Consider the following 16,305-nt stretch of genomic DNA (forward strand, 5'->3'; position numbering starts at 1 on the left):
GGCGTAAAGTCATTTGCTTTACTACCCGTTTATAGCGATTGGAAACACGCAATTATGAATTTTTGGCAAATTAGCGCTATTTTATAGTAATTTGGCTTTTAGGTCTAACCCTATTTCAATAATTAGCAGAAATAAGCCTTATTAGCTAAAAAAGCCACCAAACACCCAAAAATGCAACTAAACTACTTCAAGTCAAGCACATCTTGCATATCATAAAGTCCTACAGGCTTATTTTTCAACCAGCCTGCAGCTCTTACTGCGCCTAATGCAAAGGTCATTCGCGAACTGGCTTTATGAGTTAATTCAAGCCTTTCGCCAGAAGTTGCGAAATATGCGGTATGTTCACCAACTATATCCCCCCCTCTAAGCACCGAATAACCAATTTCATTTTGCGATTTTTCTTTTTCTACTTGGCTACGATCAAATACCGCAACATCATCATGTACCCAGCCTTTTGCCTCTGCAATGGCTTCGCCAATAGCCAGCGCAGTGCCTGATGGCGCATCTATTTTATGGCGATGATGCGCTTCGAAAATTTCGATATCTAAGTCATCACCAAACTTTGTTGCCGCGGTTTGTACTAAGTTAAGCAGTAAATTCACACCTACGCTATAGTTGCGCGCAAATACGATCGGGATATGCTGTGCTGCCGCTTGTAAGGTTTGCATGTCATCATCATTTAAACCGGTAGTACCAATAACCATTGGGATTTTTTGCTTGATGGCCGTCTTTAAGTGCTCACGCATACCGGCAGGCAATGTGAAGTCAATTAGTACATCAATGTCTTCAACATTACGCTCATCACTAAAGTCCATAGCAACTGGCGCTGCACTATTTAACTGATTAACCGCTAAATTAAGTAAGGGCGAACTACTACGGACATAGGCTGCGCCAAGCTCTGCATTATTATTTTTATGTGCGGCTTCGACTAATGCCAGCCCCATTCTTCCATTTGCGCCAAATACGCCGATTCGATTCATGTTATTAACCTATGCATGTTTGAGTTCGCTAGATTTTATCTAAAACTCGTGTAATAGTCAGGTAACCCTTTAAAATAATAATAACAGATACCCATAGACTTTAGCCATCTATACATTTAAACTTCCTTATTTGCGCCGATTTGGTCTTTGGCTTGCGGGCGCTGTTGAGGTACTTATCTTTTTTGATGAGACAAACAACTAAATTCAGCTAAAAGAGGGAAGCTTTGGCTGTTGTAATGAGTTATCTAACGAGGAATATGATGCAGCCAGCATTTAATAAAACAACAGCAAAATTATCTTTGCTCCCCCTACTTACCTTTGTGGCCTTATTTTTAGGTGCTGGTTTATACCTGCAATCACAAGGGGTTGATTACGCCTTTTATCAACTTCCTGCCCCCGTCGCGATTTTACCTGCGATTATGCTAGCGTTTATCCTTAATAAAAATACCATCAACCACAGTGTCGAAACCTTTATAAAAGGCGCAGGCCATAACAACATCATTACCATGTGCTTGATTTATTTACTTGCCGGTGCGTTTTCTGCCGTAGCGGGTGCCACTGGGGGTGTTGATGCCGTTGTTAATGCGGGCTTATCGCTTATTCCACCAGCCTTTCTTTTACCTGGTTTATTTTTAATTGCTGCGGTTGTCTCTACAGCAATGGGAACGTCAATGGGCACCATTGGCGCGATTGGCCCTATCGCCTATGCCGTATCAATTAAAACCGGTATTGACCCTGCATTGATGGCCGGTACGATTGTATCTGGTGCTATGTTTGGTGATAATTTATCTATTATTTCAGATACGACGATTGCCGCAACACGTACGCAAGGTTGTGAGATGAAAGATAAATTCCGCGAAAATTTAAAAATAGCCTTGCCTGCTGCAGCGCTAACAATTGGCTTATTATTTTATTTAACACCAGCTGCGCAAGCTGTTGAAACGAGCGATTACAACATTTGGTTAGTGCTTCCTTATGCGTTTATCTTAGTGTTAGCCGTAATGGGCTTTAATGTTTTTGTGGTGTTATTTAGTGGTATTATTTTCGCCGCACTCATGGGCTTTACGGGCAGTTATGAAGGCGCAAGCTTTGTAAAAGATATTTATAAAGGCTTTACCGATATGCAAGAGATATTCTTGTTATCAATGTTTATAGGTGGCTTATCTGAGTTTATCCGTATTAACGGCGGCCTTGATTATATAGCGCATAAAATTCAGGCTATCACCAAGGTAATTGCCAAATGGCACCGTAAGGTAGCAGATCAAATTGGTATTGCCGCATTAGTAATGACCAGCAATATGTGTATCGCCAACAATACTGTGTCGATTATTGTTGCAGGTCCTATCGCTAAGAAGCTAGCCGATGATGGTAAAATTAGTGGTAAACGCTCAGCAAGCTTGTTGGATATTTTTGCCTGTGTAACACAAGGCTCGCTGCCTTATGGCGCACAAGCTTTACTGTTAGGTGCAACATTTAAAATTAGCCCATGGGAAGTATCAACCTCCTCGTACTACTGTTTTATATTGGCGTTTACCGCCATCACTGTAATTTGCTTACGTCGAAATAAAGCATAAAAGATAATAAATCCCGTGCTGCGCCCAATTCTAGGCGCAGCTGCTATACTTTGCTTTGAATTTTCCATTAAGCATAACGTTATGAACTTAAAAACATCTTTACCTTTAATTACGCTTTGCATACTAAGCACTTCAAGCTTTGCAGCTAGTTGGAGCAAAACCCAGTTACATATAAATCGTGGTGATATTACAAACCCATTCACTTCATTAGAAGCAGGCACTACCAATGTTTCTCTACAACATGCATCTGGTTACGATTACGGCGATAACTTTTTCTTCATTGATTATTTAAATGATGATTTAGAAGATGATTACCAAGATCGTGACTTTTACGGCGAATGGTATTCAACTTTCAGCCTGTCTAAAATATCTGGTAATGACTTTTCATTTGGTGCCATTTCTGATGTCGGTTTAACCGCTGGGTTTAATGCCTCAGGAGAGGCTAAAGTATTAAAATACTTACCCGGGGTAAAAGTTAATTGGCAAGCACCCGGGTTTAGCTTTTTATCGACCTTAGTGACCGCCTACATTGATGATAATGAAGGTATTGCACGTGGTGGTGCACCAAGTGAAACTAATAGTTGGATGCTTGATATTGCGTGGGGGTATCCATTTACGATTGGTTCTCAACACTTTAATATTACAGGCCACATTGAATACATTGCTGAACGCGAAAATGAATTAGGCAATGATGTTAAAGCGTGGATTTTAGCGCAGCCAATTATTACTTGGGATTTGGGCAATGCCATAGATATGAAAAAAGACACACTCTTAATAGGTTTAGAATGGCAATACTGGCATAACAAGCTAGGCACTGATACCAATGAGTCTGTGCCACAACTTCATGTAGAATGGACCTTTTAACGTCAAATATTATAATATAAGCAACGTATTAAAATACGTTGCTTATATCTAACTTAATTAATACCAATCAGCATAAATATTTGAACAATTTAACGAATTAAATAGACCCCATATCTACCCAGATTGATATAACCCATCAATGGTTATTGCGTATTTGCTGACACTTTCACCCAGTCGTATGCTGATTGACCATACAACCCAATAGCAAGCACCTGTCCTGATGTAACAGGCACTGTGCATGTCTGTGCTGAACCACTCGTTACTGACTTACAATCATAACTAGTCAGACTAACCTCGCCCGCTACTTTTACGTATAAATTAACATCACCTATTTGTCCTGACGTTTCTATCGTTACGCTACTTTTGTTTGCAGGAACTGTATACGTATATTTATTCCATAAACCCGGGTGCCCATAAGCACGTGAGGTAATGATTGAACTTGAGCCATTACCTGATCCTGGTGGAGGCGTAGGTGTCGTTGTAGGCATATCATAATCTGCTAAGATGCTGACATTACTAAAGCTGGCATACCCCTTAAGCATAATATGGTATCGACCTTGGCCAGTATTTAAGCTACATGTTTCATTATTGCCATTTCGATACGGACGGCAATCGTAGCTAGCTGACGTTGGTTTACTGCCTTTTTTAACATATAAATCAACATCACCTGAACCACCTGACGTGGTAACTTTTATGTTCGTTGCTTGAGATGGAATATCGATAAAATAACGTATTTCTGAGCCTTTATTACCGGCTAGATTACTAATCGTCTGCCCTTTGGTTAATTTATTTACTGGAGGCTGAGAGTCGCTGCTGACAATGATTTGTTTTGTAATCGTGTTTGTTTGATTATTGCTATCGCGAATTGATAATGTAACATCGTAATTACCCGCTGCATTATATGTATGTACGGCAGTTACACCATTACTTGTTTGGCCATCGCCAAATTGCCAATCAAAACGGTTTACCGTTCCTGATGAACTTGAGTTTGTTGCATCAAAACTGCATTGCTCAAAATCACATTGATAACTAAAACGTGCAACAGCTGGCGGCGTTGTTCCTGCGTTATCTCCAACGGGTACCACGCCATTGAAAAAAGTAGATACTTGTGGCCAAATTCTACTAATTTTTGCACCTTTATTGTAACAACCGCCCAAGTGGTGCAACGCAATTACCTTATTACTCGATGCTGCGATAACAGGTGAGCCCGAAGACCCTCCTATTGTGTCACAGTAATAGCCCATATCTGTGTTAGTGCCTCGGCCATTCACTGAGGCATTATTTATTTGGCATAATCCGTTAGTATCGCGATCAGATTCTATAGCGAGCTCTTTAGGGTTTCCGGCACCATGTTGAGGTATATATATTCGTTCGCCATTAATACCGCTGCGAACATCAAGGCCCAAATGCCCAAACTGGGTTATTGAAGAAAAGTTGTTAACACTAAATAAGGTGTAATCAAGCATGACGTCCGTTTTTAAAAAGTCTTTTCCTGACACTTTAACAACCGACTCCCGAATCGTCCCATTGCAACTTTTATGTTGATAATTAAACCACACTTCAGTTGATGCAAGTTCAGCGGCGGTTTCGACGCAGTGGTTATTAGTAAACATTTTATTGTCACTACCTACTCGCCAGCCCGTGCATAAACTACGCCCACCTATAACAAGGCGTGCAATAGGTCGGCTTCGCTCGAATTCTGTTGGGTGAGTATTAGCCCAACACTGAACATCTTGACGTTCATTTACGCCACAGGTTGATGATGGCGCTACGTCACTCAAATCGTACTGAGCTGTGTGGCTTTCTGTACCATAAAAATAGTTATCTATATGGCCAAACTCTGTCAATGAAGTAGCATCAAGGGGATCTGGATAATACTCTATGATAGCGCTGTCATTTGAGACCGACATAGACGAAAAAGAATGGATACCATCATCACCTTCACGTGAATCAAAAGTAGCAAATCGCATATTACTTGCGGTGTATTCGTATCGTTCAGAATTATCTGCATTTCTCACGACCAGTTTAGCATTGCCTTGTAAGTGTAAATCTTTAAAGTGCACTTTTATAAAATCGGCCCCAGGGTGGCTTACTTCATGGCTTATAACCACAACCCCGTCTGCCATAGTTTTATATTGATTGGAAAAACTTAAATCAATATCAGCGCTCTCACCTATTGTGCTTTTTCTTGCTTCACTGGTGTATTGTAGTATTTGTAGTTCATTCACCTCTGCCTGACTATACTGGCTACAAAGTGCGGCGGCTAACAAAGGGATACATTGACGTAACTTCATCTTCATTCCTGCTTTTTAATTGTTGTAATAATATTTATTAAGTTAAAACGAAAAGCACCTAAAAGGTACACGCTAAACTTAGAGCGTATTACAAACAAAACAAGTTTATGATTAAATTAAAGCCCCCCAACAATTACTGCGTTAAATGAAATAGAAAAAGTTATAATGATCCATACTAAATTTGCAACCCCCCTTTTTTATAGACTGCTTTATAAAGGCTTTACATTATAATTTGCAAACACCCCACTGTAAGCAAAAGGTTAATAGTGAGTTTCAAATTGTAAATGTATACATACAGCTATGCACATATCTAATCACAGAAAAACTCACTAGAAGTACCTGTATTTAGTGCAAACTAAAGTATTTAAAGGCAAATTAAATATTTAAGAGGGTAAATTACATTAAATTAGTGAGCTGTAATAACGATAAGGAAATAACTCATTTACTGAATTACCTCCTTTGACAAGATAATCACGTTTTTAATAATATTAAGCGATTTAATTGTAATTCTGTTTTGCAGCCCATTTTGAAATGTAGCGGCCACCTGCTAAGGCTATTTTTTCAAGTCGATCACATGCTCCAAACGCTGCACCTGAGCCAATTTCTTTACTAATAGTGGCGACAACCTGATCATTTTTGAGTATTTCAGCTTTAACCGTTGCCGACGAACTAGGCCTTAAAGATGGAAATACCCATCTGTGCGCATTTACGTTTGTGTACGTTGCTTTTAGCACAAATTCTGTTTGAGCGACTCCAGCTATTCTTTCTTTAACGACTAAAGGATACCTTTGTGATGATTTTAAAATAGCAGTCGTTAAACGCTCTAACATCAAACACTCCACTTTTACTTTCGCACCTGCTGTATCAGAAGCAAAATCAACAGTGTCTAGCGTAAGCGAAATAGCCTTATTGTTTTGTTCTACGGGGTTAGACGGGTTAGTCTGTTGTTTTGGGCTGCTATTACATGCACACAAGAGTACACTCGCGACTGTAATAAATGCCATGTTCTTTTTCATTGTTAACTCGCTATTTTTATTATTCCATTGATGATAAGCCGTAATCAAAACGTCCCCGTTATAAGCATTTCGGTGTCTTTTGATTTTAAAAAAGCCTGTAAATATTGATTCACAGGCTTGTTATATTACAGGTTACACTGCGGGTTTTTACCCGCTACTTTTTGCTCGTTCAATGCACCAGGCATTTTATTTTGCAGCTCTTTAATACGATTACTCGGTGATGGATGAGTTGACATAAACTCAGGTGTATTGCCACTGCCTGCTTGGCTCATATTTTGCCAAAGTGTCACGGACTCCTGAGGGTTAAAGCCCGCTTTCGCCATTAAATCTAAACCGATTACATCAGCTTCTGATTCGTGTGAGCGACTAAATGGTAAAATTACGCCATACTGCGCACCTAAGCCTAATGCCTGCATAATTTCGCCACGATATTGTACATTACCCATATCAAGTGCAGCGCCGCCAACTTGCATACCGGTTTGGAGCAATGCACTTTGTGAAACACGTTCATTAGAATGCTCTGCAATTACATGGCCTACTTCATGGCCTATTACTGTTGCTAATTGATGTTGGTTCTTCGCAACTTTTAATAACCCCGTATGCACGCCAATGTAACCACCTGGTAATGCAAATGCATTCGCTGAATCATCTTCAAATACAACAACTTCCCAAGCCTGAGTTGCATATTGCTGTGGTAAAACAGCAATGACATCATCAGCAATACACTTCACATACGCGTTAACTCTTGGGTCATTATTTATTTTTTGATTCTTTTTCATATCAACAAAACTTTGCTGACCCATCTGGCTCATTTGCTGATCTGAGTAAAGTGCAATTTGCGTGCGCCCTGTCGGCGATGTTTTACAACCGGCAAGTACCGCTGTTGCAAGGATTGCTATAACTAATTTTTTCATTGTATTTCCAAAAATCACAATTTGATTCCCTATAGAATAACAAACCAATTATCAATTTAACATCATCATAAGTTCTATAAAAAGGAACATATGTTACACCGATGTTAAAGGCAATCAATATCAGCCAAACTAAGTACACAAGGGTGTTCGGCACTGCTACAATGCGCTTCTTTTTCAGATGGATGGATTCGTGATGCAAGCCTCAGCTGCCTATTTAAATAAACGTATTCTACTTCCCTTATTAGCAAGTATTGTTGCCATCACTCCACTGGCTATTGATATGTATTTACCAGCAATGTTAGTCATTGCTAACGATCTAAATACCACAATGCCAAATGTACAAATATCTTTGAGCCTATATTTAGCCGGTTATGCGCTTGGGATGCTATTTTTTGGCCCTATAGCGGATCAAATTGGACGCAGAGTACTTGCAAAAGTCGGGTTGGCTTTATTTGGTGCCAGTTCGTTAGCGCTGGCATTTTGCAGTGACATTCATCTATTTTGGTTTTTAAGAATCGTACAAGCTTTTACCGGCGCTGCTGCTACCGTGGTTGTGCCCGGGATCATTCGCCATATTTACCAAAAAGATACCGCAAAAGGAATGTCTTACGTATCAATGATTATGATGGTTGCGCCATTAGTCGCCCCCACTGTTGGATCATTAATTTTAGGGCTTTCTCACTGGCAAACCATCTTTTTAGTTCTAGCCAGCTACAGCTTTACCATATTAGCTTTAGTGCAAATTTATTTAATTGATATCCCTATTTTCAAAAGTCCCTTAAAAGGTTTTGCGTTATTTTTTGATAGCTATAAAACAGTTTTTAAAAATAAAGATACCCGCGCTGATATAGCAAGCTCAATGTTTGTGTCTTTCGGTTTCTTTTGCTTTCTAACAGCGGTGCCTTTTGTGTACCTCGACTACTTCAAAGTATCAGAACAACTTTTTGGGCTACTCTTCGCTTTTAATGTGATGGCATTAATGGTGGGTAATTTTTTAAACACCCGACTAGTGCCGCGTATAGGCTCACGAAAAATGCTCTACTACGGATTAACGGTAGGCTTTATCTCAGGCGGCGCATTACTCACCTTTAGTATTTTACATTTATCGTTGTATTTTATTGTAGCCGCAATTGCACCTTTGATGATGAGCTTAGGTGTTACAGCAAGTAACGCAGATGCGCTAATATTAATGGAATTTGAAGAAAAATCTGGTACAGCAACGGCTGTCATCGGTACGCTTAGATTTGGCAGTGGCGCATTAGTGGGCCCCATACTCGCGCTTATGCATGCGCAAAGTGCGGTCCCCTTCTCAAGTTTAATGTTTAGCGCACTGGTACTTACTTTAATTGCCCAGCTTTGGCATCGAGCTCGAAACAAAAAAAATGCCCGTTTATAACGGGCATTTTTATTTTGTTACTTTAAGCATTGCTTAGTCAGCAGCTTTAGATACCATTACCATTGCAGGGCGTAATAAACGACCATTTAATGTATAACCTTTTTGCATAACAGCTAAAACAGTATTAGGTGTTACATCATTACTCGGTTGAATAGACATGGCTTGATGAAACTCAGGGTTGAACTGCTCACCCTGTGGGTTAACAATTTCAACACCAAACTTTGCAACCGCATCATTAAAGCTCTTAACTGTCATATCAATACCTTCAAGCAATGGCTTTAAGGCTTCGTTCTCTTTATCGGAAAACTCAATAGCACGCTCTAAGTTATCAATAACAGGTAATAATTCGTTAGCGAACTTTTCAAGTGCAAACTTATGTGCTTTTTCTACATCTTGTGCAGCACGACGACGAATATTGTCAACATCTGCAGCAGCGCGAACTACACCATCTTTTTGATCAGCGATTGTTTGCTTAGCATCTTCAAGCTCTGCATACAGCATAGCAATTTCAGCTTCAGGGCTTACTTCTTCGCCCTCATGTGCATCGGCAGCTTCTACAGCGGCTTCAACTTCTGCTTTCATCTGCTCTAGCTCTTCGTTTAGTTCAACTTCTTGCTCTGGTGATTTTGTCTGCTCAGACATAGTTTAAATGCTCCAATTCTTTTCAATTGCGGTAATTATGGGGATTGAATCAAAAGATTCAAGAGTCAGGTGACTCGATTAATTTAAATTCTTGGATGATTGCTTCAATTTGCGCCGATTTAGGGCAAATTACACAAAAACGACTTTGGTATTCATGATTTTGAAAATAAGGCACACTTATCACCATTAACTCATCGCAATCAGTAAAAGGCAATTGCGCTGTATTTAAAACCGACACGCCATTTTTGAACGCTAATTTATCTTCTACAAAGTTCAAAAATGAGACACCGATATTTAAACTTTGTTCACAATCAATTTGACGATATAAATAATTTTCGCCCACAACAATACTGTTGTCTGAGCCTAACTTTTGGCTTAATTCACGTGTCCATTGATTTAATGAATCATGACAGTTTCGTGGTGCGGTATTCGCCATTGCTTGCATTCGATACAATCCTTCCATCAACGTTTGTTGACTAAAAACTGTATTTAGCCACGTAGCAAATTGATAGCGTATTGTATCTGACGCGTCATCTGGCTTATGAATACAAATATTATGGCTTTGCCCAGCCCGATCTAGCAACAAAATAAGCCAGTCATTACCATCAAAGTCTAGCACTTCAACCCTAAACACTTGTTGCGAACTAACCTGTGGTAATCCAACGCAACAACACACTTGATAGCGCTGACTAATACCATGCGCCATTTCGACTAGTTGCGCCTGTGCTGGTTGCCAATACTGAGCAATTTCAGTCAATGGGAAAAACTCATTCAACCAATAATCGAACCCGGCATTGGTAGGCACGCGCCCAGCGGAAGTGTGCGGTGAGTACAACAGGCCTATCTTTTCAAGACGCGACATGGCATTTCTCACTGTCGCAGAGCACACAGCCATGCCTTTTTGTTTAGCAATACGGCTAGACGCCACAGGCTGCCCTTCACCATTACAGTAAAGGCTCATTACCGCTGAAAATATTTGTTGATCTCGGGGATTTAAATTCATAATTTCTACATCTTGCTGCATACAAGGTATATCGGGGCAAAGAGAAGTTATTTCAAGGCACCGATGTTTTCAAAGCGATCATTTTTGAGTTACTCTAGTAATATTATAACTATTTGCGTAAACATCATGGAATCACCGTTTAAAACCATAGGCTTAATTGGAAAAGCAAATCACGATGGCGCAGCTGCAACATTACAGCGACTTTATACATTTTTAAACGCACTTGGCTTTAATGTTATTGTGGAGCAACGTACAGGGCATCAACTAGCTGGCGTTCCAAAAGAAAAACTCGTTAAATTGATCGAACTTGGCGAGCAAGCCGATTTAGCGATTGTTGTTGGCGGCGATGGAAATATGCTTGGTGCCGCGAGAGTGTTAGCACGCTTTGATGTGGCTGTAATTGGCGTTAACCGGGGTAATTTGGGCTTTTTGACCGATTTGAATCCGCAAGAGTTTGAACCAAGTTTAGAGCAAGTATTAAGCGGCCAATATATTGAAGAAAAACGCTTTTTATTAGAAGTTGAAGTATACCGCCATGGTGAACTCAAAAGCGCTAATTCAGCAGTCAATGAAGCGGTACTGCATGCCGATAAAGTCGCCCATATGATTGAGTTTGAAGCCTTCATTAATAACGACTTTGTGTTTTCGCAGCGCTCAGATGGCCTTATTGTATCTACGCCAACAGGATCGACCGCCTACTCTCTTTCTGGTGGTGGCCCAATATTAACCCCTGAGCTCAATGCAATGTCACTGGTGCCAATGTTTCCGCATACACTATCAAGTCGCCCTTTAGTTGTTGACGCTGATAATGAAGTGCGTTTAAAACTCAGTTTAGAAAATACGGATAGCTTACAAGTTAGTTGTGATAGCCATGTTGTATTAGCTGTTTTACCCGGGGACGAAGTGGTTATTAAAAAAGCAGACAAAAAACTACGTCTTATTCACCCTAAAGATTACTCTTATTACCACGTACTGCGCACCAAATTAAATTGGGGTAGTCGTTTGTATTAACACTATTGCGGTTTCCCATACTTTATTGCAAAATAGCTAAAATCAATTTAATACCCATATTAGGGAATTCGACACAATGACTTACGTTGTATTTTTTGCCATATTATTACTTATCACCCTGCTTGGCAGTTATTTGGTGATTGAGAATAACCGTCGAAAAGCGGTCGAAGCGAAAAAAAAGTTATTTAATGCACGCGTCACAGAAGTGACAAACAATTTGAAAGCAAAGCTCAATGAGTTTAGTGACGCAAAAATACTACGCCCAAAATATATCGCACGCACTCAAGTTATCGCCAGTAATTTTTTTGTTGTACAGCCACACACTGATGAAAATTTATTGTACCTAGAAGGAATTATAGAGTCATTAATAAGCACTATAAGCAGTGAACTTGCAAAAACCTATGTGACTGGTGAGCGTGACGCATTAGCCGAAAAGTTAGATTACTTTGTTGCAGACTTACCCCAAGCTGGTATTGCTTATAACCATGGGTTTTATCGTGAAATACTTCCCTCCCTGATCAAAATTTTACAATCTCCTGAGCTGCAAAATAATGATAACGAGGACTATTCAAACGCAACAGAACAAACTGAAATTACACCTCCTATTTCACCTCCTAAAATAGACACACAAGAAATAAACTTAGCTTAATAATAAAAATTTATTTGCAAAAACCCAAAACACTGTATAAATTAACAGTTAATTGACTGGATGGATAAACAGTATGTTAATTGGGTTAGAAATTAAAAATTTTGCGATTGTAAGTAATTTAAGCACTGAATGGCACAGTGGCATGACCGCTATAACTGGTGAAACAGGTGCCGGCAAGTCTATCGCTATTGATGCGTTATCACTGTGTTTAGGTGAACGTGCTGAAGCCTCAGCCGTTCGTCCTGGCACTGAACGCGCTGAAGTTTGTGCCGCGTTTGATTTGACCTCACTGCCCTTCGCTAAGCAATTTTTAGAGCAAAACTTACTCTCTAATGATGAGCAAGAATGCCTACTACGACGTGTAGTGTGCAAAAACGGGCGAAGCAAAAGCTACATTAATGGCAGCCCTGTCACCGCAGCACAACTTAAAGAGCTCGGTCAGCATTTAATTTCTATTCACGGGCAACATGCTCATCAGCATCTGCTAAAAAGCGAACATCAGTTACAGCTACTTGACGCCTACGCGGGACACCATACATTAGTGGATACTGTACGTACGCACTATCGTAATTATCATAATTTACAAAAAGAATTTACGGTTCTTGAACAAGCACAATTACAGCAAGCTGCACAAAAACAACTACTTGAATACCAAGTGGCTGAGCTAGATGAATTTGCTTTACAAGAAAATGAATTTACACAAATTGAAGCCGAACATTATAAGCTCAGCCATAGCCAAACCATCATCGACGCGTGCCAACGTGAATTGCAAAGCTTGTATGAAAATGAAGAACAAAATGCATGCTCACTACTGCAACACAGTGCACAGCAATTTGCTGAACTTGCTAGTTTTGACGAAAGCTTATCAGGTGTTGCCGCATTACTTGAAGAGGCAGCAGTACAAGTTGAAGAAGCCAGCCGTGAAATTCGCAACTATGGCGAGCAAACAGATCTTGATCCAGCCCGCCTTGATGAAGTAGAAGCACGCCTAGCAGGCATAATGGACCTTGCGCGTAAACATCATATAAAACCTGAGCAATTGGTTGAGTTTCACCAAAATATAACGCAAGAGCTTGAGTCAATAAGCAACAACTCTACCCGATTAGCTCAGCTAGAAAGCGAAATAGCCAACGCATTTGACGCATACCAACTTGCAGCACAAAATTTAAGTGACAGCCGATTTATTTCTGCACAAACATTAAATGAATTGATCAGTGCAAGTATGGCGCATTTATCAATGGAAAATGGCGTATTTGAAATTGCGTTATCACCGCAACCAGACAAAGCCCCTAACAATCTAGGGTTTGATAATGTCTCGTTTTTAGTGTCAACCAACCCAGGGCAACCATTACAACCATTATCAAAAGTTGCCTCTGGTGGTGAATTATCACGTATTAGCTTAGCTATTCAAGTGATCATTGCACAAAAAGTAGTAACGCCAACACTTATTTTCGATGAAGTTGACGTAGGTATTTCAGGCCCCACAGCATCAGCAGTTGGTAAGCTTTTACGACAACTAGGCAAATCTACTCAGGTAATTTGTGTCACTCACTTACCGCAAGTGGCCAGCTCTGGGCATCAACAGTTTTTTGTAGCGAAAGAAATTGCAAATGGAGAAACCTATACGTCCATGCTTCCACTGAATAAACATGGCCGAATTGATGAGATAGCGCGCCTACTTGGTGGCGATAACATTAGTAAAACCGCCAAAGCTAACGCCAAAGAGCTTATAATGGCGCACGCTTAATGACTATTTAGCTTAACGTTTAAAAACGTTTTAGCTAAAAAAATATATAAACATAGCTTTGTATGGCTGTACTGCAAAGCGACTATAACCACAAAATAAAGACACGACACATAATGATAACAACACACACCTTGCAACCATTATTAATGGCAGCGTTTAGCTGTATATTATTAACCCCATTAGCGAGTACATTACTTTTAGTATTTAGCCGCTGGAAGCATCTGCAATTTAAAATAATGTTACAGCGTTATTTACATGCATCACTTATTTTTATGCTTATCCTCGCATGGTTTATCGAATTATATTTACCAACGAGGGCTGCTAACCGCATAGAGCTATTACTTACTCTTTGTGCATTAGCCATGCAAATGGCGTTAGTCGTTTATGCTTTTTTAAAAGTAAATAAGCAGAAAAAACAACACCACAGAGCAAAAAACTTTTTGTAAGTGCTTATTTTAAAATACAAATAAAAACAATTAATTTACATAATTGACACATCTAATTGTGCAACTTACACTGAATAAAATAAAAAATCGATGGAATGAATAATGACAGCAGCACAATCCAAACTCACACAGCTCAAACGCTGTTATGCAACATTACAACTGGGTGTTGCTAAAGCAGATGGTCGTTTAACACTCACTGATAACCTACTGCATTTTGAAGCCCTAAATAAACAACTTAATTTAGGCAGTTATGCCATCAAACTTAATAATATTTCCCGCGTTGAGAAATGTTCAGGTAAAGCTGGCGGTTTAATCCCCATAACCACCGCGGGAATCAAAATAATCACCAAAGAGAACCACCACTTAGAGTTTATTTTAGCCGAACCCGATGAGTGGCTTAATTGCTTGCAAGCTAGTCATTAAATTGGGAAGAAAAAGAGCCTAGCTGCTAGATTCTGGGCGCTAGGGCGTGTTGACCTTTGTGGATTGAAATTTGTTCAATCTAGGGGAAATTTAATCGCGGCGCGAGGTTTGTAACCTAGTGGGCTAAGTAAAAACCGAGCAACAAAGAGTTAATTGTCCCTAGAAAGAACCCGGAGGGCAGCGCATGTTTGGCATTTATGCTGCGTTATCGCCTATTAATGGGGAATAACCACACTACATAGGCTCTGCCTTGCCTAAAAACCAAACATACAGCTGCAAAATCAATCACGAAAGGTCAACACGCCCTAGGAAAAGCCCAATCAACTCGGCGTTTAATTCACTACTGTGGGTTAGGTTGAGGGCAACGAAACCCAACGATGAAAGATTAAACTAAATGACGGCTTTGAGTGATAAGCGGCCATCGAGATTGGCTAAATATCGTAGTTAATTGATTGGCCAAACAGCCCTTTGCGCATATATTCATGAAAATGAGCGCTGAGCGCATATTGTTCTGTTTAACTTTGCTTTAAAGTTTTAGAAAACTTAGTGATAGTAATACCTTAGGTAATTTGTTAAAACTATATAAAGTAGATAAATGAGCGTTAAGTCGGCAGAAATATGCCCGATGAGCGCACTATTAAATTGTTGAACTAAGCCGCTACGCGGAGATCCTATTCTGACCATTTGAGCCACACTTACCTTGGGTTATCCCATAACTTGGAGGTAAGTCATGAATACACTCATTGAACAAGTCAAAACTGAAATAGCCTACCGTGGTTATTCACAAAGTACCTGTAAAAGTTACTGCGAGCATTTACTTAAACTCAGCCATTATTTTAATAAACCACTCGATTTAATTACTGATGATGAGCTGAATATCTTTTTTAAAGATCCCGCCATTCGCAAGCTCTCCAGAGCGAGTCAAAAAATACAAATAAACAGCATTTGGTTTCTGTTTAAGAATATTTTACATCGCCCACTGAACTTAGACATAGCCTTGCCTAAAGCGAAACCTCGGGCACCTACTTATTTATCGCGTGATGATATTCGTCGACTTATAGAAAGTTGCACGGATATGCGTTTAAAAACATTGATAGTGGTGTGTTATGGCTGTGGTTTGCGTATTGGCGAACTGCTGCGTATTAAAGTGCAAGACATCGATGGACAGCGTAAAACCATTTTAATTGAACATGGTAAAGGAGATAAGTCACGCTATGTTGTTGTATCAGATAGTGTACTGAATCAATTACGTTGTTACTGGAAAATGTATCACCCAACGGGTTGGATGTTTTACTCGCGATTGTTAATGGATAAACCTATGTCAGCATCGACCTTCAGGAAGCCAT

At 39.8% G+C, this 16,305-nt stretch carries 15 protein-coding genes; 9 read left to right on the forward strand and 6 right to left on the reverse strand.

The annotated features are described in order from the left end of the window. Window positions 1-182 precede the first annotated feature (182 nt). Entirely contained in the window at window positions 183-980 is a 798-nt protein-coding gene (gene dapB, locus A7967_RS16905; protein WP_054206230.1) for a 4-hydroxy-tetrahydrodipicolinate reductase, read from the reverse strand. Between the two features lie 260 nt (window positions 981-1,240). Between dapB and A7967_RS16910 the strand changes: the two genes are divergently transcribed. Further along, the gene (locus A7967_RS16910; protein WP_054206229.1) at window positions 1,241-2,554 is read left to right on the forward strand and encodes a Na+/H+ antiporter NhaC family protein; all 1,314 of its coding nucleotides are present in this window, start codon (window positions 1,241-1,243) and stop codon (window positions 2,552-2,554) included. A gap of 81 nt (window positions 2,555-2,635) precedes the next feature. After that, window positions 2,636-3,418 carry a nucleoside-binding protein gene (locus tag A7967_RS16915; protein ID WP_054206228.1) on the forward strand — a complete coding sequence of 261 codons (783 nt, stop codon included), beginning with the start codon at window positions 2,636-2,638 and terminating at the stop codon, window positions 3,416-3,418. A gap of 143 nt (window positions 3,419-3,561) precedes the next feature. Here the strand turns inward: A7967_RS16915 and A7967_RS16920 are convergent, their stop codons facing one another. The 3 genes from A7967_RS16920 to A7967_RS16930 all read right to left on the reverse strand — a co-directional run bounded on the left by A7967_RS16920 (window position 3,562) and on the right by A7967_RS16930 (window position 7,642). Next, window positions 3,562-5,712 (reverse strand): pre-peptidase C-terminal domain-containing protein, encoded by a 2,151-nt coding sequence (locus tag A7967_RS16920; RefSeq protein WP_064435887.1) that lies wholly within the window; start codon window positions 5,710-5,712, stop codon window positions 3,562-3,564. Between the two features lie 497 nt (window positions 5,713-6,209). Beyond that, window positions 6,210-6,728, reverse strand: a complete 519-nt coding sequence (locus A7967_RS16925) for a hypothetical protein (protein WP_152960638.1) — start codon at window positions 6,726-6,728, stop codon at window positions 6,210-6,212. Window positions 6,729-6,853: 125 nt separating this feature from the next. Continuing rightward, window positions 6,854-7,642 carry a M48 family metallopeptidase gene (locus tag A7967_RS16930; RefSeq protein WP_054206225.1) on the reverse strand — a complete coding sequence of 263 codons (789 nt, stop codon included), beginning with the start codon at window positions 7,640-7,642 and terminating at the stop codon, window positions 6,854-6,856. 193 nt (window positions 7,643-7,835) lie between these two features. Between A7967_RS16930 and A7967_RS16935 the strand changes: the two genes are divergently transcribed. Further along, window positions 7,836-9,038, forward strand: a complete 1,203-nt coding sequence (locus A7967_RS16935) for a Bcr/CflA family efflux MFS transporter (protein ID WP_054206224.1) — start codon at window positions 7,836-7,838, stop codon at window positions 9,036-9,038. Window positions 9,039-9,071: 33 nt separating this feature from the next. On the opposite strand, the gene grpE is transcribed toward A7967_RS16935, so the two are convergent. Together grpE and A7967_RS16945 are read right to left on the reverse strand one after the other, a co-directional pair. Beyond that, window positions 9,072-9,680: a nucleotide exchange factor GrpE gene (gene grpE, locus A7967_RS16940; RefSeq protein ID WP_054206223.1), complete on the reverse strand. Its 609-nt coding sequence runs from the start codon at window positions 9,678-9,680 to the stop codon at window positions 9,072-9,074. Window positions 9,681-9,738: 58 nt separating this feature from the next. Next, window positions 9,739-10,704 (reverse strand): HrcA family transcriptional regulator, encoded by a 966-nt coding sequence (locus tag A7967_RS16945; RefSeq protein ID WP_054206222.1) that lies wholly within the window; start codon window positions 10,702-10,704, stop codon window positions 9,739-9,741. A 105-nt stretch (window positions 10,705-10,809) separates the two neighbouring features. On the opposite strand from A7967_RS16945, the gene nadK reads away from it, so the two are divergent. The 6 genes from nadK to A7967_RS16975 form a co-directional block, all read left to right on the forward strand. After that, window positions 10,810-11,694 carry an NAD(+) kinase gene (gene nadK, locus A7967_RS16950; RefSeq protein WP_054206283.1) on the forward strand — a complete coding sequence of 295 codons (885 nt, stop codon included), beginning with the start codon at window positions 10,810-10,812 and terminating at the stop codon, window positions 11,692-11,694. Window positions 11,695-11,770: 76 nt separating this feature from the next. Then, entirely contained in the window at window positions 11,771-12,343 is a 573-nt protein-coding gene (locus A7967_RS16955; protein WP_054206221.1) for a hypothetical protein, read from the forward strand. Window positions 12,344-12,416: 73 nt separating this feature from the next. Continuing rightward, entirely contained in the window at window positions 12,417-14,090 is a 1,674-nt protein-coding gene (gene recN, locus A7967_RS16960) for a DNA repair protein RecN (protein ID WP_054455448.1), read from the forward strand. Between the two features lie 113 nt (window positions 14,091-14,203). Continuing rightward, entirely contained in the window at window positions 14,204-14,536 is a 333-nt protein-coding gene (locus A7967_RS16965; protein WP_054206219.1) for a hypothetical protein, read from the forward strand. A 102-nt stretch (window positions 14,537-14,638) separates the two neighbouring features. Continuing rightward, window positions 14,639-14,959, forward strand: a complete 321-nt coding sequence (locus A7967_RS16970) for a GRAM domain-containing protein (RefSeq protein WP_064435888.1) — start codon at window positions 14,639-14,641, stop codon at window positions 14,957-14,959. A 730-nt stretch (window positions 14,960-15,689) separates the two neighbouring features. Continuing rightward, a partial coding sequence (locus A7967_RS16975; protein ID WP_064435889.1) for a tyrosine-type recombinase/integrase occupies window positions 15,690-16,305 on the forward strand: 616 nt, incomplete at its 3' end.

Source organism: Pseudoalteromonas neustonica (assembly GCF_001653135.1).
GTDB classification, from domain to species: Bacteria; Pseudomonadota; Gammaproteobacteria; order Enterobacterales; family Alteromonadaceae; genus Pseudoalteromonas; species Pseudoalteromonas neustonica.